We start from the raw sequence: 18,040 nt of genomic DNA on the forward strand, positions 1-18,040 counted from the left end.
TTAGTCCTCCTTAAAATCCGCTTCTGCGGTTGCTGTTTTAACTGCTTCTCTTTTATCTGAATCCGGCACCAGTGTGACCTTGCCGTCAGGCTTGTACACCAGTGAACCAAGGATCTCATTAAATTTCTTTTTGCCCATCAGCCTTTCCATCTCGGTAATGCCGATCAGGCTCTTTTTGAAGATATCCGTGTACCCGGCTTTTACTGCTGCCTCTGCCACATCATCTTCATCCGTGTATCTTCTGTTGCTTCTTCCGAGAACGAGCTTATACCCCGGCCATGCCTTATGATTGACCACCGCCTCGTTCTGTGCATAGGTGTAAACTTCCTCTGCCCACTTCTTCAGTGCATCCGCCTTGGAAAGCACCTCTGCGATCTCTTCATCAGACATAAGGTCCGGTTCCTTGAATTCCATCTGGGCAAGTTTCAGATATTCCTCTGCCCTTGCACGGCATGTGAATCTTGCCTTGCAGAATCGGCAGTGGTCTCCGGCTTTGAACTCGCCCTCTCCGGCAAGTGCCTTTGCTGCACCCGGTTCAAGAACGTCCTTTCCCCATGCAAGCAGCTCTCCGGCTGAAATCTCCCAGGTGGAAAAATGCTCGATTCTCGGCTGGACAATGGTAAGCTCCACCGTGTCGATCTCATATAAGAAACCGAGCATGTCCAACACTCCCAATCCATAGATCATAAGTTGGACATTCTGTTCTGCATCGACCACCACACCCTTGCCGAGCTTCAGATCGATAATATGGATCTTATGGGAATCGACCACCACCATATCTGCAGTACCGAAACATCCTTCGATCCTGTGTGCCAGGCTGACCTTCAGTTCCACTCCGATGAATGGTTCATCACAATCCTTCCTTGCCTGTTCGATCTGGGTGATGTTATATTCCACGTAATCATCCACGGCTTCGAGCAGTTCATCCGAATAATAATCAGATACAGGTCTTTTAGTCCTTTTCTTCAGATACTTATTGATGAGGTACTCTGCCATCGCATGTCCGGCACTCCCTTCTGCTGCGAAGGGAGATTCTTCATCCGGGAACTGCTCCTCCAACAGTAATGATGGAGGGCATTCCAGACGTCTTTTGCCGGACGATGGGGAGAACCTTGCGTGTCCGCCCATTAAAGCACCTGCGCTTTCTCATACAGTTCCGGCAGTTTCTCATCAGGAACATCTGACAGCTTCTGGAATCCAAACTGCTCGATCAGGTTCTTGACCTCGGATGTTTTTCCTGCTCTGGACTTTTCCGCAAGGAATGCACGGACCGTCTTTCTGTCCACTGTTTTCTCCTTCGGGGCAGCTTCATCTTTCGGTGTATCTGCCACAGGAGTTTCCTTCTTTTCTGCCTTCTTCACAGGCTTTTCTTCCTTTTTAGATATATCATTCTGTGCTGCGACCATCTTTCTGATTCCGGCAGCAATCTGCTCATAGCCCTCGGCTACTAATAACAATGCTTCACTCATAGCGGTTCTCCTTTCAAATGCGTGCCAGCTTCACATCACCTGTATACACATCGATTTTGTTTACACTGGACTTGTACTTTCCCCAGTCCATCAGAATATGAAATGGGTACTCCTTTACTACGGTTGCTCTCTTCTTTTTCTTTCCGGCAGTGACCATAAGACGGTCACCCAGATATAGTCCGTAACGGACATTAACTGCTGACATGGCGGACCTCCTACTTCAACACCTTCAGATTTCTGATGATGCCTTTGTATCTGGCATCCGCACGTTCATCCACAGGAATGGTTCTGACATTCACGGGATTGAAATCCGTATCATAAAGCCTTACAGGCTTTCTTGTTTCTTTTGCATGGTCGAGTTCAAACTTCATACCTTCCGTGATGTCGAAACCGAACACATACACCTCATCGCACATATCCATGAGTTCAATCCCCATTGCGATGCCTGTCATTCTCTCGTTTGGAATATTGTCATCGAGGAATGATGGGAAATAGAGATGTGGTACGATTGGAACGTCACCTGACATGGCAATAATCCTTGCGTAGCTCACTGCATTCTTTTTGTTTTCCTCGACTCTGCCCCGATAAGGGCTGCAGATAAAAATTTTCTTTTTCATAATAAAATCATCCTTTCTCATTCGGCTCTCATGGCCGTGGGGTACTCGTCAATAATGTACTTGGATGGCAGATCGTCATCCGCCTGTCCTAGACTGCAGGACTATACTTGTTAGAGCCGTATTCACGGAGCATCTGGTCAAGCACTTTTTTCTGTTCATCATCAGCCTTGTCCATCAACTGTTCCAAAACCGAAATCTGATCCTGTGAAAAAATATTTTTATGTGGATGATACCAGTCAGCGATACGGACACCGCCTCCGTTACCTCTAGTAGTTTCAAGAGGATACTCAGCCGTAAGCACAAGAATGTCATTTCGGATAGTTCTATCCGTAACACCAAGCTCAGCAGCTAAAACCTGCATATTCTCTTGTCTTCGTGCGACCATGATTCGCATGATCTCAGCTCTTCGCTCATTTGCACTCACAGCTTTTCACCTCCCTTCGTCCTTGTCTGATAGAAATATAAAATCCAAATAGGAAGACTAATTTCCTATTCGATTTTTTTCTTGAAATTTTTTTCCTATTACCTTCTTCTCTTTATTCGCTTTTTTATTTTGAAAAAAATCGTGTTTTGAATTTTTCAAACGGAGAATATATAAGGTTAAGTATTTTTATCTCCAATGCTGAACTGAATCTCATCGGTCAGAAGAACATCCATACTACCCAAATGCGTATCGTAATCAGGTATCTATATACTTGTTCTCCCTTCTGTTCCTGAAAATCTTTAATTCTTTGTTCACTGCAATGGAGAAAATTATCTGTGTAATTAACCTAATTCGTCAGCTTTTCATTTTTTTGAAACAAAAAAGCCAACAGGCTGTCACACAAACAGGCTGTTGGCTAAAAATGGCTGACTTTAAGAAAGCCACTAGAATCTCCGATTTTTTACAGCATTCTACTAACATCCCTGTTTCGTAGGCTACTGTAATATCAGCACATCCTAGTGGCTGTCTCTACAAGCTAGTCCGATTATTAAGTTTACTGTTCTGCCCATCATAAAACACAGGCATTTTCTGCTTTTCTTATCTGAATCGGAATATCCTCTTTCGTAACTGCACATTTATGAAGCACCACAACATTCCCTGATACTTCCGTCTCGGTTTTGCATACAAAGCATTTTTTGTTGTATGGGCACTCCTTGGTGCATCTATGTATCACTCCATCTGCCATGTGTTCTCACCTTCTTTCCATAATCTGACATCTTTCTTTTTATGATATGCCTCGTGTCGAAAAGTTATAACAAAAAGTATGCATATTTTTTCAATTCCTTCATATCTTATTCTGAAACCTATATTTTTGTGTTAATACTGATTAACCCTGTAATATATTCCATGAAGCAATATAATATTTATATTTTCCTTATGTTCATTTGTTCGCTAACTTGCTAACACATAGACCAAAAAAATATGCGGATCATTCTGTAATCCGCATACTTCAACCTTCTGCTAGTAATTACAAGCCAAATCAAAAGAAATCATGTTAAGGATATCTGTACTCAGTTGTGCCTCCTGTGGAATATATCCAAGCTGTTTCAGTCTGTATCCTGCTGCTTCAAATGAGACATTAAATACGGAAGCCACTTCTTCAGCCAGTGCATAATGACAAAAAATCTGCTGCAGTCCGGGCCGTTTAAAATTTTCAGCTACCACCCGCACCATTGAAACAGGCATCAGAACTGCAGATGATAACGCATTCGCCTGCCACTCCATCCAGTCCCTGTCTGTCCAGCTTTTCGATGTCCGGCAGTCCATCTTCTTTGTGTCCACACGGCACTGAACCATTGGTGCCGGAGTTTCTCCCATCAGGTCAAACAGTGTTATCTGGTCAGGATCATAGGCAAAATATTCTTTATGTAAAAACTCATGCCCTGCCTCGTGTCCCATCGTAAAACGATATCTGTGTTCCTGATTTTCTTCCAAGAGCATCTTGTCGATTATCACGGTATGTGCTTTTGCGCTGATATAATCTGCACAGTTATTCTGCGGATCATACACGGGTACTTTGTCCGTGTCATTGAACACCGTCATCCCAAGATAAACACCGCAGTGCGACAGGTACTGAAAATCCTGATCCATTCCCAGATAATCCTGTGCCAACAAATCGATATCTATTTCCTGTGGAGATTTTAATGCTTCCGGCATAAAATCCCCGACAATATTCTGTCCGATAACATCAATCTCTTTTCTGCTTAACACTGGTGCCCCAGATCTCTTTCTTTTAATTTCAGGTCTATACATATATAGGTTCTTACCCCTTTCGCTTTCTCAGTTCCTCGACAAACTGGTTCCATTCTTCTTCTCCTGCATCCAAGTCCCTTGCTGTCCTCAAAGCTGCACTGACATAGTCCCGTTCCATAATATATTCTGGAAGGTCCGGTGCTACGGCATTTCTCTTCTTTCCAGCAAGATCAAGCATCTGTGCGTTTTCTTCTTTTGACAAATTCAGTATCTGTGCGAGTTGTGTAAGTTTTTCCATATCGAAGGGGTTGCGTCTATCTTTTTCTACATCAGTTAAAAATGGTGCTGATACGCCTAACATATCTGCCATTTTCCTCAATGTAATTTTCTTTTCAACTCTCTTCCTGCTTATAAATTCTCCAAAATTCGCATACATCATAATTTTCACCTTTTCTTTGTTTTCACTTTTCTTTTCGTTTTCGCTTTGTTTTTCGCTTTTTAACTTTTTCGCATTTTCACTTTTATATCGGTGTTCATTTATTAGCACGCTTGCTTGTTCGCTAACTTGCTAACTAAAGTATATAAAATTTGAAGGGGATTGTCAATCACATTTTTTGCAAAATTATCCCCTTCCATTCACTTTAGTGTATGTAGTCATATGGAGAACGATATCCCGTCCTTTTTTCTGTCTTTTTATGTATGGAAGAATCCGCATCTTCATAGCTTGCAAAAAGCCTCTTGCTTCTCACTTGGATGCCGCCTCTTGTGCCAAACCGGATTATATAAAAATCTCCGTTCCGCTTAACTATAGTCACTTCACGGATAATCCGGTTGCTCTCGACAATATAAGCTGTCGAACCGATTTCAAATGTCATGTAACCATCGCCTCCTAATACTGTGGTCAGTCAAGGGAAAGTGAACCAACCTGATAGTGTTACTCTGCGATATGTATCCTAACGTAGCGATGATTTTATTATAAGAACACTTGTTCGATTTGTCAAGTTGTAAATCGTCTTCCAAAGATACTGCAGACAAATTTCTCCAGTATGGAATCAAACGTACCTCCAGCAACATCACCATTTATAACTTCTTTCCGCTTATCAGTATAAGTTATCTGAAGTTCATAACTGCATCCATCGCACACTTGACCTTCTACAATGTTCTTTTCCCACAATGGAGCACCTATGATTTTCTGTAGGGAGCATGCAAGTCTGTATGTCTTCTTTTCGGAGACCTTTTCATCAGTTTTAAACTGATATTTCCGGCTCTGCCCTTGATAGATATATTCTTTACATCTTCCATCTGGATATATTTCATACACCCATGACTGTTGGGAATCTATCGTACACGGACCATTCTCCACAACCTTGTATCGTATTTTTGTAATCTGCGTTGCTGGAAGAAGTTCCTTTGACCATCGGTATCTGCAGTCAAGGCAGCCATAATCCTCGTGTGGCATTCCGTCTATCATCTCACATCCACCCAGGATAAGTTCTCCTCGTTCCTCTGCTTCAAAGGCTTCATGAGACGGATAACCATATAATATTGGTGCAGTCCTGTCTGATCTGCATTTTGGACAAATAACCATACTGCTGTCACCTTCTGCTTATAAAATACTAATTTTCTATTTCACAGTTTTCAATTTCCCTTAAAGTGCGACCATTTTCATCTTTCCATCGAGTCAATCCATTATCACTTTTACCAACAACAAACATCGCAGCACCTGATGGGCTTGAAAAAAGCATATCATCTTGCAATATACCATCTACAATATTACTGGTACGTCTTTGCTCTTTTATTGTGTCAGGAACAGTGCTATCATCTACTGGAGATATTTGGCTTCCTTTTAGTACAATAAATCCTTCAGATGTGATAGTTCCCTGTGCCTCAATTTTCCCTATATTTTTTATGACACGCTCCAGATATAGTTTTAAATTTTCCTTTTTCTCCGTTTCACCAACTGCATCTTCTTTTGGAATAGCATTAGTATATGCATCCAATACCTTATAGCCAAGTGCATTAATTAGTACTTTTACATTATCAACAAATTCTTCCATACTTGCAACTTGGGATTCTTTTAGCACAGTATTTTTATATGTGTTTTTTGTGAGAACCTCATATCTATTACACTTTCTTGCAATTTCAACAAAGCGATTTTCAAGATACCTAATCAATGCTTTATTAAGGTCTCTTCCAATAAATATAACTGCTGTATTCCAGTAATATTTTTCTTTCTCTGCTTGTGCATCCCTTAAATGCTGAACTAATCGTTCCTTTACGTTTTCTGCTTCTCCTATATATACAGAATCTTTCCCGTTATCTTCTTTGCAGAACAAAAAATATACTCCAGCTTGCTTTATATCGTCTCTATTGCATGCAGATACCTCAATCCGTGGAATTTTGATGGCTTTACCATTCCAGTTTGACAATTCTGCCGTTATTAAGCTATCTGCAGTGCCATTGACCAGAAATAGTTCTATTGATTTACCATATGCCATATCTTAAGCCCTCCGTAATTTTTAATTAGTAAAGGTAGATGAACCACCGATACCAAAATACTTTTCAAAAAAAGTCTTCAGCTTGTCAATGACACCCTGTTTCTTCTTGGCTCTGCCACCACCGCCAAAGCGTGAAATCGGTGGCATAAGTTTATCTATGTCCGTTCCGGCTGTTTTGATTTCTCCGTCACGGAACGCATTCTCCATAAACTTCCGTGTGTCTTCCGGCTTCAGCTTTTCTTCCGTGATAATCGTATTAAGGTCATGGTCTCGCTGTTCCACCACATACTCATGCCATTCATTCATGACATCATCCACATCATTGATTCCTGCAATAAAGGTTTCAATGAGCTGCTTTTTGCTGCGCAGTTCCGGACTAGCATCAATCGCCTTATTAATGGTAATCAGGACTTCCTTATCTTCGCAATGAGTATCATGGTACTTCTTTACAAGCATGAGAATATAATCAATGTTAATTTCTATCTGCCGGATCAGTTCAATCTCAAATACTACATCATCCGTAATATCCGCACTTTCCTGACGCTTGCGTTTCCACTCATCACGCAAGTCCTGATAGCGTCCAAGGTAATCCTGTAAATCACGTTCGGAAATTAGCTCTTTCCCCTTGAAATCATCAAAGGAAAGCAACAGATTTCTCATACGGAGAATTGCACCAAACAAAGCAATAAAATCCTTCTGATTCTGTTCTCCGACAATCTGTGGCTCTAACAAAGGAAACTTATTATTCAAATCTTCCATCATGTCCACATACCCCGGCATTGGCTTACCATCCACAGATTCATATCCGTAATAATAATCCTTAAAGCTCTGTAACAGAACAATGCCTCCGGCATTCTTGTCTCCAAACAGGGAAATGGCACTATCCACTCGCTTTTGCAGATTTCGGAAACATACAATATTTCCAAAAGTCTTGATGGAATTCAAAATACGGTTGGTACGAGAAAATGCCTGTATCAGCCCGTGCATTTTTAGATTCTTGTCTACCCACAATGTATTCATGGTTGTAGCATCAAAACCCGTCAGGAACATATTTACTACGATCAAAATATCCAGTTCCTTGTTCTTCATGCGAAGCGACACATCTTTATAGTAATTTTGGAATTTATCACTTGAGGTATCATAATTCGTATGGAACATTTCATTATAATCCTTGATGGCTTCTTCCAGAAATTCTCTGGACGGCTGATCGAGTGCAGAGGTATCCTCTGAATTTTCTTCATCCAGAATACCATCTGATTCTTCCTCATTTGCACCATAACTGAAAATAGTTGCGACACGCAGTTTCTTGGTCGGGTCTGCTGCCATCTGCTTTTTAAATTCCTGATAATATAGTTTTGCCATCGGAACACTCGATACTGCAAAAATAGAGTTAAAACCGCTGATACGCTGTTTCTGTTTGATTTCCTCTACCTCATCCCGTTTGGCAGAAGCCACCTCTGCAATATTAGTCAGCGTATTATATATGTAAGTTTTATCCCCACGATAGGTCTTCTGATCAAAATGATCCAGTATATACTGTGTCACAATCTGAATTCGTTCAGGAGCCATCATGACCTTTTCACGGTTGATGTCCCAGACCATCTCGTCTGTGATTTCTTCTTCCACATCCATCGTTTTAATATAATCCACCCGGAATGGAAGAACATTTTTATCATTAATAGCATCCACAATCGTGTAGCTATGGAGCTGGTCTCCAAAGGTCTGACCTGTAGTAAAGAATTCTGGATTTTTTGCTCTGCCGGAATTAATAGAAAAAATCGGTGTTCCTGTAAATCCAAACAGATGATATTTTTTGAAATTCTTCACAATCGCAGTGTGCATATCCCCGAACTGACTACGATGGCACTCATCAAAAATAATAACGATATGTTTCGTATACACTTCATGCCCCGGATTCTTCTTTATAAAGGTAGCCAGTTTCTGAATGGTAGTAATAATGATGTGTGCGTCCGGGTCTTCCAACTGCCTTTTTAATATAGTAGTCGAAGTATTGCTGTTAGCTGCCCCTTTTTCAAAACGGTCATATTCTTTCATGGTCTGGTAGTCCAGATCCTTACGGTCAACCACAAACAGCACCTTATCAATATAAGGCAGCTTCGATGCCAGTCTTGCCGTCTTGAACGAAGTCAGCGTCTTGCCGGAACCTGTGGTATGCCAGATGTAACCTCCACCCTCGACACCGCCGTACTTCTTATAATTATTGGCAATTTCGATACGATTGAGAATTCTCTCCGTAGCCGTAATCTGGTACGGCCGCATGACCATCAGCATATCCTCAGATGTAAAAATGCAGTACTTCGTAAGGATATTCAGAATCGTATGCTTTGCGAAAAAAGTCTTTGTAAAATCAATCAGATCTGGAATTACACGGTTATTGGCATCTGCCCAGAAGCAGGTAAACTCAAAACTGTTACTGGTCTTGGTCTTACTTGCTCCCCGTTTCTCATGCTCCTTTTCCGCATTCCGTCTGGTGCTGTTGGAATAATACTTTGTATTTGTACCATTGGAAATGACAAAAATCTGAATGTACTCATACAGTCCGCATCCTGCCCAGAAGGAATCCCTCTGGTAGCGGTTAATCTGGTTGAAAGCCTCACGGATGGCAACACCTCTGCGTTTCAGTTCAATATGCACAAGAGGCAGACCGTTTACCAATACTGTAACATCATAGCGATTGTCATGCTTCGCACCATTCTCTGTGCCAACCACATATTGATTGATGACCTGCAGCCTGTTATTATGGATATTCTTTTTATCTATGAGTGTAATATTCTTGGAAGAACCGTCATCACGGGTCAAGACTTGTACATTATCCTCCTGTATCTTCCGGGTCTTTTCCACGATATGCTCATTAGGATTAGCAACGGCATTTTTGAAGAAATCATCCCATTCTGTGTCTGAAAACTGATAGTTATTCAGTTCCTCTAATTTTTTACGGAGATTGGCAATCAGGTCTTTCTCCGTGTGAATAGGCAGATATTCATATCCCTGTTCACAGAGCAGACGGATAAACTCCTGTTCCAGTTCTGCTTCGCTCTGGTAACTGTCAGAACGTTTCTTGACTGGCTCATATTCTGTGACAACGGTATTCTCCGATGTCTCCGCTATAATATTAAAGTACGGCACACTCTCGCCTCCTTACTTTGGTAATTCTTTAAAGGATAACAGCTTATCCCTGTAATATTCATATTGCTTCTGACGTGCTTCGATTTCTGCTGGAAGTCCTGCGGACAGGTCATTGCAAAGGCTATGAAATTTATTCAACACATTTACAATCTCCTGCTGTTTTTCTATACTCGGAATAGCAAGCTGATATTCTGCAATCGTTTTTCCCGTTAAGGATGCTCTGGTTGTAAATGCACAATGGCTTGTAACATACTTCCTGAAGTCTTCCGTAGCAAAGCAAAATGCACAATATTCCGGCAACAAATAATTTGTTTTTGGAGTTGCCTTAATTGTAAATCCATTAAATACACAATCGCCAATATCATCAAGCATTACCGATGACCAACCAACATCTTCTGCTGTCTCTGACGTTCTGGTAAAAAACACATCTCCACGGTGAACTCCCAACTTTTCAATTTCTGCAGGAGTGCATTCAACCAGTGCGGTAATATCCTCTCCCTTAAGAAATCTGTTATTATAAACATCCGTATATCGGATAAAAGGAATACCTGAACCAAAGAAATCCTTTCCCTTGCTCAGTCCATTACGGAAATCAAATAAACTTCCCATTGGCAGCGTAACATAACCAAACACATATTGAATGAGCTTAATTGTGCTCAGCTCTGTCTGTCTGTCTGTCTGTCTGTCTGTCTGTCTGTCTGTCTGTCTGTCTGTCTGTCTGTCTGTCTGTCTGTCTGTCATGAGCGTGCTGCCCGTTTCAGCAAATGTCAAGAGCAAATCTCGATAATATTCATATTGCTTCTGGCGTGCTTCGATTTCGGCTGGCAAGCCAATATTCAAGTCAGTACAAATAACATCAAAATGTTCGATTACCTGTACCAACCTTTTTTGCGTATCAAGCGGTGGAACAGAAATAAGCACTCTTCCAATATCATCCTTATTTATTTTCGTAGGTGTTGCATCCCACAATATCCATTTACTTAATTCTCTTCTGCCCCAACCACTTTCCAAATAATACTTCAAATATTTGCTATCAAGAATGTCTGCATTTGGACGCAACAATGCCAGCGAAACATAATAAGCTAAATCATCATTTCGCTCTACTACTGTACATTTTCCAATAATCCCTGCAGTAATCCTTGTCATAAAAACATCACCTATGCGGGGTTTAATTTTATATTTCGCATAAGCTTCTGTCGAAATGAATTTCTGTGTTCCATACAAATCATCAATGTTTTCTACACTCACAAATGGTATTCCACTGTTAGTATATTTCGGTGTTTGATGTGTTCCGTCATAAATTTCACAAACAGTATTCAGCTTAACTTTTTCAGATTTACACTCTTTTTGTATTAAAGTGTCTCTGTAAAAACTATACTGTTTCTTCCGAGCTGTAAGCTCGGCTGTAAGCTCGGCTGTAAGCTCGGCTGTAAGTAACGTGAAAGAGTCCAAAATATGGACTATTTCACGTTGTACCTCCAGAGGAGGTACAGGGAGCATAAACTCCTCTATCATAGGCTTTCTTATAGATTTCACGGTCGCACTTACGGCCTTACGCATAATAAAGTTCTTAAAAAAGGTGCGAAAATAATGATAAGCGAACTTAACATCGACTGAATTATCAGTAAAATGTATACGATACACCCTTTGATGAATAGCATATTTGCCATTCACATAATGGTATATTTCTCCAATCCCACCTTCTCCAGGTATAATAATTGCTTCTTCATCATATTCCCATTCATTTTTTCTTTTCACTGTTTGTGAACGTATAAAAAATGGATACTTTCCATCTTCCTGTGCTTCATTGCCATTACTGCTTCCAGTTCCAACTTCTGCCAATTTTTTTATTGGTTTATATTCAACTCCGTCAGGACAGAATTCTTGAATCAAATTATCAATTTTACTCATTTTTCTGCCCTCCACTTAATTTATGATATTGTTTTTTCCATGCACGAGACGGCTTTCTACAAATACCATCTTCAGATGTAAAAGCACAAATATTTGTAATGGAATTATTAGCACATATATCTGGATTATTTGCTCTGCATCCATATGTCTGCACTTCCGTGTCAAGTTCATTTAACGGGGCATTAAAAGACACTTTTAATTCTTTTGTACTCATGAGTTCACCTCGATTTCTGCGATGATCTTATCAATCTCATCACGGAGCACTTGCTCACGAACAACAATTTCCTTAATTTCTGCATTCAATTTCACGATGTCAATTTTCTCTCTTGTATCTTCTGCTTCTACATACGTGGATACAGACAAATTATAATCATTGCCAGATACTTCTTCGTAGCTTGCCAAATGCGCAAAATGTTCCACTTCTTCACGCTTAGCAAACACATCTACAATCCGATCAATGTTTTCTGGTGTCAGCTTATTATTGTTAGTCACCTTCACGCATTCACTTGTGGCATCAATAAACAGGGTCTTGTTGTCTGTCTTATTCTTTTTCATTACCATGATACAAGTCGCAATCGAAGTTCCAAAGAACAGGTTACTCGGCAACTGAATAATACAGTCGATATAGTTGTTGTCTACCAGATATTTACGGATTTTCTGCTCTGCACCGCCACGGTACATAATTCCTGGGAAACATACAATGGCAGCCGTTCCATTAGAAGCAAGCCATGATAAACTGTGCATAATAAACGCCATATCTGCTTTGCTCTTAGGTGCCAGAACTCCAGCCGGAGCAAAGCGAGGATCATTGATGAGCAATGGATTTTCGTCTCCTGCCCATTTGATAGAATAAGGCGGATTAGACACGATCAACTCAAATGGCTCATCATCCCAATGTTGTGGACTGAGCAGTGTATCTTCACAGGCTATATCAAATTTATCAAATCCCACATCATGCAGAAACATATTAATACGGCACAAATTGTAGGTTGTGATATTGATTTCCTGCCCATAAAAGCCATTACGGATAGCATCTTTTCCCAGGATTTTCTCAGCCTTCAAAAGCAATGAACCCGAACCACAAGCAGGATCATATACCTTATTGATTTCTGTTTTACCTACAGTTCCAAGCCGTGTGAGCAGTTCAGATACATCTGCAGGAGTAAAGAATTCCCCACCAGATTTTCCGGCATTTGATGCATACATAGTCATAAGGTACTCATATGCATCCCCGAAGGCATCAATGGAATGATCCTTCACATCTCCTAGATTCATCTCTCCTACACCATTCAACAGTTTAACAAGTTTTTCATTTCGCTTTGCAACTGTAGAACCCAGTTTATTGCTGTTTACATCATAGTCATCGAACAATCCGGCAAAGTCACTCTCTGCTTCACTGCCTTTTGCTGATTCTTCAATGTGACGGAACACGCACTCCAGTGTTTCATTTAAATTTTCATCATTTACAGCTTTGGCGCGGACATTACAGAAAAGCTCACTTGGAAGGATAAAAAAACCTTTTTCTTCTACCAATCCAGCTCTTGCTTCTTCTGCATCCTCATCCGGCATTTTTGCAAAATCAAAATCCGTGTTGCCCGCATCAATTTCACCATTGTTTATGTAATTACACAGGTTTTCGGAAATATAACGATAAAACATCGTACCAAGAACATAATTTTTGAAATCCCAGCCATCAACTGCTCCACGCAGTTCATCTGCAATCGCCCATATTGCACGATGAAGTTCCTCTCGTTCCTGTTCCTTTTTGGTATCAACCATTCTCTTTTCCTCCGTCATTTTTAATGTCAGACAGATCTTCCTCTTTATTCATTATACGTCTTGGATCTATCGGTTTTTCTGCATCCTTTGGTATCATCCACATTCGCCCGATAAGAACAGCGCCTTTAACTCTGCCTTCCTTGCAAAATACTGCAACTCTTCTTTGCGAAACATTCCATTTTTTTGCTATTTCCGCTGATGATAAATAATCCATTCGTTTTCCTCCATCAATTCCAACAAATGATATTAAGATTATTATATTCGAGATTGCGAATAGTTGCATGCTAATTCATGTCCCATATTTCGTTTGCTTTAGTTATAATCAATCTCCCATCTTCACACTTCACCTCAATCTGCTCTCCGATATCAAACCCCAACTCCGACAGCCACTGCCCTTTAAGTACAATACTCGGTGTCCGCTTATACTGGTATCCACTTGCTTCATAAACCTTCATTTCTCTATATTTTTTATATGCCATAGGCTTCTTCTCCTTTTGCCGATTTATTAGGCTTTTGCGGTAAGATTAACTTCCGCTAAATTATTGCTTCTTTTGCCAATTTATATATTTTTTGTGATACCCCCTTGAACAAGGGAAACGACAACGGGGAATAATTTCCTCGTCTAAGCACAGTTTTAGAATGTAAATTATAGCGATATGTAGTGGCACAAATGCCCAGTTTATGCGGGTTTCAGGCACTAGGGGGATATCCAACTTTAGAGTCTTAACACCGGAGATAGCCAGCAGATGGGACATGCCGCTTTTCTGGTACAGGCTTTTGGTCTCCGCCTCCAGATCTGTCTTATTTCCCAGCAGCATGGCCTCCAGGACGCCGCTTTTGTCCACAGGAAATAAGCCTCGGACACGGGCGCTTAAGCTCTCCTGCAATTCATACAGTAATTGCGCCATCCACCGCACATCGTCCCGGATGACCGTCGCATCCTTCGCATAGCATAATAGCCCGATTCCCTTTGTCTGATAATAGAGTTTTGCGTCAAACTGCCCCGGATTGGTGGGAGCTTCCGGCTTTCGTATTTTAAAATGATTCTCAATTCGTATGGTATTGCCGATAGAAACTGAAGGTTCGGCTTCGAAGGACACTAGGATGATCCCGGCGTCCGGATAATTGGTTTTGGTAAGCCAGACAGTCATGCCGCCCGGTTCCATCCGGCAGATGGTGCCGGTGAGAATCTCCGGATGAGCTGTGGCATCCGGTGAAGCTTTTCTGAAAAGCTCCGCCGGAAGACACAGCAGCACCACTGCAAGGGCAAGCGCCGTCAGACATAAAGGCCGCTTTCTTATTTTCATTCACTCCAAATCATATTCGCAGAACCGCTAAAATGACCGATTCATGCAGAGGCTATTCCCTCTGTTCGATAATATCCAGATTCCGTTCATAGATGGTATCCAGACGCATACTCTCCTTATAGACCAGATCCGTCTCTCCATTGACCAGAATCTGTACCTTGCTGATTCCCGACAGCTCCGTCAGGGAATCCACAATGGAGTAGATGGTAACTGCCTCTGTTACATTGTATCCCTGCTCCAGGAATCCATCGTTCAGGTTTACATAACAGATTCCATCCTTCGTAGAAATGCTTAAGATCTTTGTACCGGGCGGCAGAGTCGGATAATCCGTATCCCCAGATACCGGACCTCGAATCAGACTCTCCACCACCAGCTTCTCCACAGAAATATTACTGCTGCCGGTCACATTGACCTTTTCCTTCACCAGCTTGTCCCCGCTCTTATTGGCAAAATACAGGGTCAGTGTAGTGACGGTCTCCTCATTGATGGCGTCGCCGGTGTTTTCCACAAAGCTGTCCGCGTTCATCTGTCCCACCGGATTTTTGTCCAAATCCATCAGAGGATTATCCCCAATCAGAAATGACACATACTCCACATCCGGAATCTGGCAGAGCGTCCGCACCACTGCGGAGCGGCAGAGAATCTCCCGAATCCAATCCATATCCTGATAAGCCGGATCGAAATGCAGGGTCAGCTGCCCATTGTCCAGCGTATAATCTGTCACAAAAACGCTGTCTGTCAGCACAGCTTCCAGGGAACCGCCCTCCGGCGTCGTGGCAAGCTTCTTGAGCAGCTCCTGAATCAATCCGTCTGTATCCTTTGCCTCCGGCTGATAATTCACTGTCGCCGTAGCTGTTTCATCTTTATTCAGATAATAGATCTGATATCCTTCTTCGTCTGTTTTTGCCTCTGTATTTTCCTTTTTCTTACAGCCACCCAGCAGTGCCAGAAGCAGTAAAAGGCTCAGAAGCCCACACAGACAGATACTCTGTTTTCTCTTTTCTTTCATTCCTTGCTCCTGTCTCAGGCAATATAATTCAGCGGAATTCGTACCGAGAAGGTAGTTCCCACACCCACCTCACTGGATACCTTGATAGCCCCTTTGTGAACCAGCACCGCGCTTTTCGCGATGGCCAGTCCCAGTCCTGTTCCGTCTATCTCGCTGGAATGGGACTTATCCACCCGGTAAAACCGCTCAAAGATATAGTCCAGGGACTCCTCCGGGATGCCCTGGCCGGAATCCATAATCTTCACATAGAAGAACTTGTGATCTGCGTCCAGAGACACGTGTACCCAGCCATTTTCCTTATTATACTTAATGGCATTCTCCACCAGATTCGTAAAGGCCAGAGACAGGCGGCTCTCATCCACTTCCGCCGTCACAGGACGGAAGCTCTCCAGTACCACCTCGATATTCTTTCTGGCCGCGATGGGGCGAAGTCTTTTTAAAATCAGTTCCAGCAGATCGTTGATATCCACTTTCTCGATGTTCAGACTGGCTGCCTTCTTATCCATCTTCACCAGAGCCAGCAGATCGGTAATGATCTTATTTTCCCGCTCAATCTCCTCAGCGATATCGCCCATAAACTCCTTGTAAAGCTCGTTTGGCACCTCGTCCTGGGTAAGCAGGGAATCCGCCAGCACCTTCATGGACGTCAGCGGCGTCTTCAGTTCATGGGACACATTGGACACGAACTCCTGCCGTGATTCATCCAGGGTCCGCATCTGCGTCACGATTTTATTGAACTCCTCGGAAATCTCTTCAGTCTCCGCATAGGTCTTTACCATCAAATCCTCGTTGGAATGACCGCTGGAAATCTCATGGAGTTCCAGAATAATCCGTTGAATGGGCCGCACCAGCAATATGGACAGCAAAATAGCCGCCATGGTCACCAGGATGCCATACACCAGGGTAAATACCCAGGTATTGCTGGTCAGGGCTTCCAGATTATCCCAGATACTGTCCGTGGATACACTGACCAGCAGTACGCCCTGCACCTTGTTGGAATCTCCGGCGCGCACCGGCACGGTCATTTCAATAAACCGTTTTTCCGACAGCTGGTTCGTGGTTTCCCCCTTAAAGCAGCGGATAACCTCCTCAGATACCACATACTTATTTTCAATCAGACCGTAAGTATCCTTAATAACGCGGAAATTCTGATCAATGATAATGATCCGTCCGTCGTAAAGACTGGCCAGCTGAGCCAGCTCGCCGTCGATCAGCTCCGTGGACGGATCCTCCATATAATTATAGCTTAATAACTGATTGGATAAAATTTTACACTGATTCTGCACCTCCGTGCTGCGCACGGAGATGGCCCGATCCCGATAACTCCTTAAGATACTGGCCGACATCAGAATCATGGGAAGCCAGCCCACTGCCAGCAGCACCAGCAGGATCCGAAATTTCAGACTCTTAAAATATGTAAATACGACTTTATGCCTGGAAATAATAACCCACACCCCACTTCGTATGCACGTATTTCGGCTCGCTCGGATTGGACTCAATTTTCTCGCGAAGTCTCCGGATATGGACATCCACAGTCCGCACGTCGCCCGGGTATTCATAGCCCCAGACCGTATTCAGAAGATTCTCCCGGCTGTAGACCTTGCCCGGATTCAGCACCATCAGCTCCAGCAGGTCGAATTCTTTGGCCGTCAGATTAATTTCCCGACCGCCGATAAAAAGGCGGCGGCTGTCCAGATCGAGCTTCAGATCCGCAGCCTCGACCACCTTGCCCTTTTTCTCCTTTTCCGTACCGCCGGTACGCCGCATAATGGCCTTCATACGGGCCTTAATCTCCAGAATGTTAAAGGGCTTCGTGATGTAATCGTCCGCTCCATACTCCAGCCCCAGAATCTTATCCATATCATCGCCCTTGGCTGTCAGCATGATAATCGGCATATTGGAGAACTCCCGGATCTGCTGGCAGACCTGAAAGCCGTCCAGCTTCGGCAGCATCACATCCAGGAGTACAATATCATACTCCTTCACTCTGGCATATTCCAGCGCTTCCTCGCCGTCGTAGGCACAGTCAACTTCCATATCATCCTGTTCCAGACTAAACCGCAGTCCCTTCACAATTAATTTTTCATCGTCGACAACTAATACTTTCTTTCCCATGCTTCCCGCCTC

At 42.5% G+C, this 18,040-nt stretch carries 21 protein-coding genes; all 21 read right to left on the bottom strand.

Annotation, left to right across the window (positions count from 1 at the left end):
* The 21 genes from ACESZP_RS11480 to ACESZP_RS11580 all read right to left on the bottom strand — a co-directional run bounded on the left by ACESZP_RS11480 (position 1) and on the right by ACESZP_RS11580 (position 18,028).
* A complete protein-coding gene (locus tag ACESZP_RS11480; protein ID WP_118084976.1) occupies positions 1–1,128 on the bottom strand; it encodes a DUF2800 domain-containing protein in 1,128 nt (375 codons plus the stop codon).
* Positions 1,128–1,469, bottom strand: coding sequence for a hypothetical protein (locus ACESZP_RS11485; RefSeq protein ID WP_118084975.1), 342 nt, complete (start codon positions 1,467–1,469; stop codon positions 1,128–1,130). Before ACESZP_RS11485 ends, ACESZP_RS11480 begins: the two co-directional genes overlap by 1 nt.
* A gap of 13 nt (positions 1,470–1,482) precedes the next feature.
* The gene (locus tag ACESZP_RS11490) at positions 1,483–1,674 is read right to left on the bottom strand and encodes a hypothetical protein (RefSeq protein ID WP_499709068.1); all 192 of its coding nucleotides are present in this window, start codon (positions 1,672–1,674) and stop codon (positions 1,483–1,485) included.
* A 10-nt stretch (positions 1,675–1,684) separates the two neighbouring features.
* Positions 1,685–2,086: a DUF7768 domain-containing protein gene (locus tag ACESZP_RS11495; protein ID WP_499709069.1), complete on the bottom strand. Its 402-nt coding sequence runs from the start codon at positions 2,084–2,086 to the stop codon at positions 1,685–1,687.
* Between the two features lie 88 nt (positions 2,087–2,174).
* Positions 2,175–2,510, bottom strand: coding sequence for an HTH domain-containing protein (locus tag ACESZP_RS11500; RefSeq protein WP_004843290.1), 336 nt, complete (start codon positions 2,508–2,510; stop codon positions 2,175–2,177).
* Between the two features lie 568 nt (positions 2,511–3,078).
* Entirely contained in the window at positions 3,079–3,255 is a 177-nt protein-coding gene (locus ACESZP_RS11505) for a hypothetical protein (protein WP_499709070.1), read from the bottom strand.
* Between the two features lie 275 nt (positions 3,256–3,530).
* The gene (locus ACESZP_RS11510) at positions 3,531–4,322 is read right to left on the bottom strand and encodes an ImmA/IrrE family metallo-endopeptidase (RefSeq protein WP_118084973.1); all 792 of its coding nucleotides are present in this window, start codon (positions 4,320–4,322) and stop codon (positions 3,531–3,533) included.
* Positions 4,323–4,332: 10 nt separating this feature from the next.
* Positions 4,333–4,809: a helix-turn-helix domain-containing protein gene (locus tag ACESZP_RS11515; protein WP_499709071.1), complete on the bottom strand. Its 477-nt coding sequence runs from the start codon at positions 4,807–4,809 to the stop codon at positions 4,333–4,335.
* Between the two features lie 94 nt (positions 4,810–4,903).
* Positions 4,904–5,137 (bottom strand): hypothetical protein, encoded by a 234-nt coding sequence (locus ACESZP_RS11520; RefSeq protein ID WP_118084972.1) that lies wholly within the window; start codon positions 5,135–5,137, stop codon positions 4,904–4,906.
* A gap of 122 nt (positions 5,138–5,259) precedes the next feature.
* Entirely contained in the window at positions 5,260–5,850 is a 591-nt protein-coding gene (locus tag ACESZP_RS11525) for a hypothetical protein (protein WP_118084971.1), read from the bottom strand.
* Between the two features lie 28 nt (positions 5,851–5,878).
* Positions 5,879–6,760 (bottom strand): GIY-YIG nuclease family protein, encoded by an 882-nt coding sequence (locus tag ACESZP_RS11530; RefSeq protein WP_118084970.1) that lies wholly within the window; start codon positions 6,758–6,760, stop codon positions 5,879–5,881.
* Positions 6,761–6,781: 21 nt separating this feature from the next.
* Entirely contained in the window at positions 6,782–9,907 is a 3,126-nt protein-coding gene (locus ACESZP_RS11535; protein WP_349126300.1) for a type I restriction endonuclease subunit R, read from the bottom strand.
* A 12-nt stretch (positions 9,908–9,919) separates the two neighbouring features.
* On the bottom strand, positions 9,920–11,818 hold the full coding sequence (locus tag ACESZP_RS11540; RefSeq protein ID WP_499709072.1) for a restriction endonuclease subunit S: 1,899 nt from the start codon (positions 11,816–11,818) through the stop codon (positions 9,920–9,922).
* Positions 11,811–12,032 carry a hypothetical protein gene (locus tag ACESZP_RS11545; RefSeq protein ID WP_021885192.1) on the bottom strand — a complete coding sequence of 74 codons (222 nt, stop codon included), beginning with the start codon at positions 12,030–12,032 and terminating at the stop codon, positions 11,811–11,813. Before ACESZP_RS11545 ends, ACESZP_RS11540 begins: the two co-directional genes overlap by 8 nt.
* Positions 12,029–13,597 carry a type I restriction-modification system subunit M gene (locus tag ACESZP_RS11550; RefSeq protein WP_118084966.1) on the bottom strand — a complete coding sequence of 523 codons (1,569 nt, stop codon included), beginning with the start codon at positions 13,595–13,597 and terminating at the stop codon, positions 12,029–12,031. Before ACESZP_RS11550 ends, ACESZP_RS11545 begins: the two co-directional genes overlap by 4 nt.
* The gene (locus tag ACESZP_RS11555) at positions 13,590–13,811 is read right to left on the bottom strand and encodes a helix-turn-helix domain-containing protein (protein WP_021885190.1); all 222 of its coding nucleotides are present in this window, start codon (positions 13,809–13,811) and stop codon (positions 13,590–13,592) included. The genes ACESZP_RS11550 and ACESZP_RS11555 overlap by 8 nt, the downstream gene beginning before the upstream one ends.
* A 70-nt stretch (positions 13,812–13,881) precedes the next feature.
* A complete protein-coding gene (locus tag ACESZP_RS11560; protein ID WP_499709073.1) occupies positions 13,882–14,076 on the bottom strand; it encodes a SymE family type I addiction module toxin in 195 nt (64 codons plus the stop codon).
* Positions 14,077–14,136: 60 nt separating this feature from the next.
* Positions 14,137–14,904 (bottom strand): ComEC/Rec2 family competence protein, encoded by a 768-nt coding sequence (locus ACESZP_RS11565; RefSeq protein WP_499709074.1) that lies wholly within the window; start codon positions 14,902–14,904, stop codon positions 14,137–14,139.
* A 52-nt stretch (positions 14,905–14,956) separates the two neighbouring features.
* Complete coding sequence (locus ACESZP_RS11570; protein WP_499709075.1) at positions 14,957–15,913, bottom strand: GerMN domain-containing protein; 957 nt, start codon at positions 15,911–15,913, stop codon at positions 14,957–14,959.
* A 14-nt stretch (positions 15,914–15,927) separates the two neighbouring features.
* Complete coding sequence (locus tag ACESZP_RS11575) at positions 15,928–17,367, bottom strand: sensor histidine kinase (protein WP_499709076.1); 1,440 nt, start codon at positions 17,365–17,367, stop codon at positions 15,928–15,930.
* Positions 17,342–18,028: a response regulator transcription factor gene (locus tag ACESZP_RS11580; protein ID WP_499709077.1), complete on the bottom strand. Its 687-nt coding sequence runs from the start codon at positions 18,026–18,028 to the stop codon at positions 17,342–17,344. Before ACESZP_RS11580 ends, ACESZP_RS11575 begins: the two co-directional genes overlap by 26 nt.
* Between the last annotated feature and the right edge of the window lie 12 nt (positions 18,029–18,040).

Source organism: Candidatus Dorea massiliensis AP6 (assembly GCF_964245105.1).
Lineage (GTDB): Bacteria > Bacillota > Clostridia > Lachnospirales > Lachnospiraceae > Laedolimicola > Laedolimicola intestinihominis.

Excerpts from the sequence above, each read along its gene's own strand:
- ACESZP_RS11540 (WP_499709072.1), bottom strand. The coding sequence starts at position 11,818 with ATGAGTAAAATTGATAATTTGATTCAAGAATTCTGTCCTGACGGAGTT.
- ACESZP_RS11485 (WP_118084975.1), bottom strand. The coding sequence starts at position 1,469 with ATGAGTGAAGCATTGTTATTAGTAGCCGAGGGCTATGAGCAGATTGCT.
- ACESZP_RS11550 (WP_118084966.1), bottom strand. The coding sequence starts at position 13,597 with ATGGTTGATACCAAAAAGGAACAGGAACGAGAGGAACTTCATCGTGCA.
- ACESZP_RS11545 (WP_021885192.1), bottom strand. The coding sequence starts at position 12,032 with ATGAGTACAAAAGAATTAAAAGTGTCTTTTAATGCCCCGTTAAATGAA.
- ACESZP_RS11555 (WP_021885190.1), bottom strand. The coding sequence starts at position 13,811 with ATGGATTATTTATCATCAGCGGAAATAGCAAAAAAATGGAATGTTTCG.
- ACESZP_RS11570 (WP_499709075.1), bottom strand. The coding sequence starts at position 15,913 with ATGAAAGAAAAGAGAAAACAGAGTATCTGTCTGTGTGGGCTTCTGAGC.
- ACESZP_RS11495 (WP_499709069.1), bottom strand. The coding sequence starts at position 2,086 with ATGAAAAAGAAAATTTTTATCTGCAGCCCTTATCGGGGCAGAGTCGAG.
- ACESZP_RS11530 (WP_118084970.1), bottom strand. The coding sequence starts at position 6,760 with ATGGCATATGGTAAATCAATAGAACTATTTCTGGTCAATGGCACTGCA.
- ACESZP_RS11565 (WP_499709074.1), bottom strand. The coding sequence starts at position 14,904 with ATGAAAATAAGAAAGCGGCCTTTATGTCTGACGGCGCTTGCCCTTGCA.
- ACESZP_RS11480 (WP_118084976.1), bottom strand. The coding sequence starts at position 1,128 with ATGGGCGGACACGCAAGGTTCTCCCCATCGTCCGGCAAAAGACGTCTG.
- ACESZP_RS11560 (WP_499709073.1), bottom strand. The coding sequence starts at position 14,076 with ATGGCATATAAAAAATATAGAGAAATGAAGGTTTATGAAGCAAGTGGA.
- ACESZP_RS11580 (WP_499709077.1), bottom strand. The coding sequence starts at position 18,028 with ATGGGAAAGAAAGTATTAGTTGTCGACGATGAAAAATTAATTGTGAAG.
- ACESZP_RS11510 (WP_118084973.1), bottom strand. The coding sequence starts at position 4,322 with ATGTATAGACCTGAAATTAAAAGAAAGAGATCTGGGGCACCAGTGTTA.
- ACESZP_RS11490 (WP_499709068.1), bottom strand. The coding sequence starts at position 1,674 with ATGTCAGCAGTTAATGTCCGTTACGGACTATATCTGGGTGACCGTCTT.
- ACESZP_RS11505 (WP_499709070.1), bottom strand. The coding sequence starts at position 3,255 with ATGGCAGATGGAGTGATACATAGATGCACCAAGGAGTGCCCATACAAC.
- ACESZP_RS11525 (WP_118084971.1), bottom strand. The coding sequence starts at position 5,850 with ATGGTTATTTGTCCAAAATGCAGATCAGACAGGACTGCACCAATATTA.
- ACESZP_RS11520 (WP_118084972.1), bottom strand. The coding sequence starts at position 5,137 with ATGACATTTGAAATCGGTTCGACAGCTTATATTGTCGAGAGCAACCGG.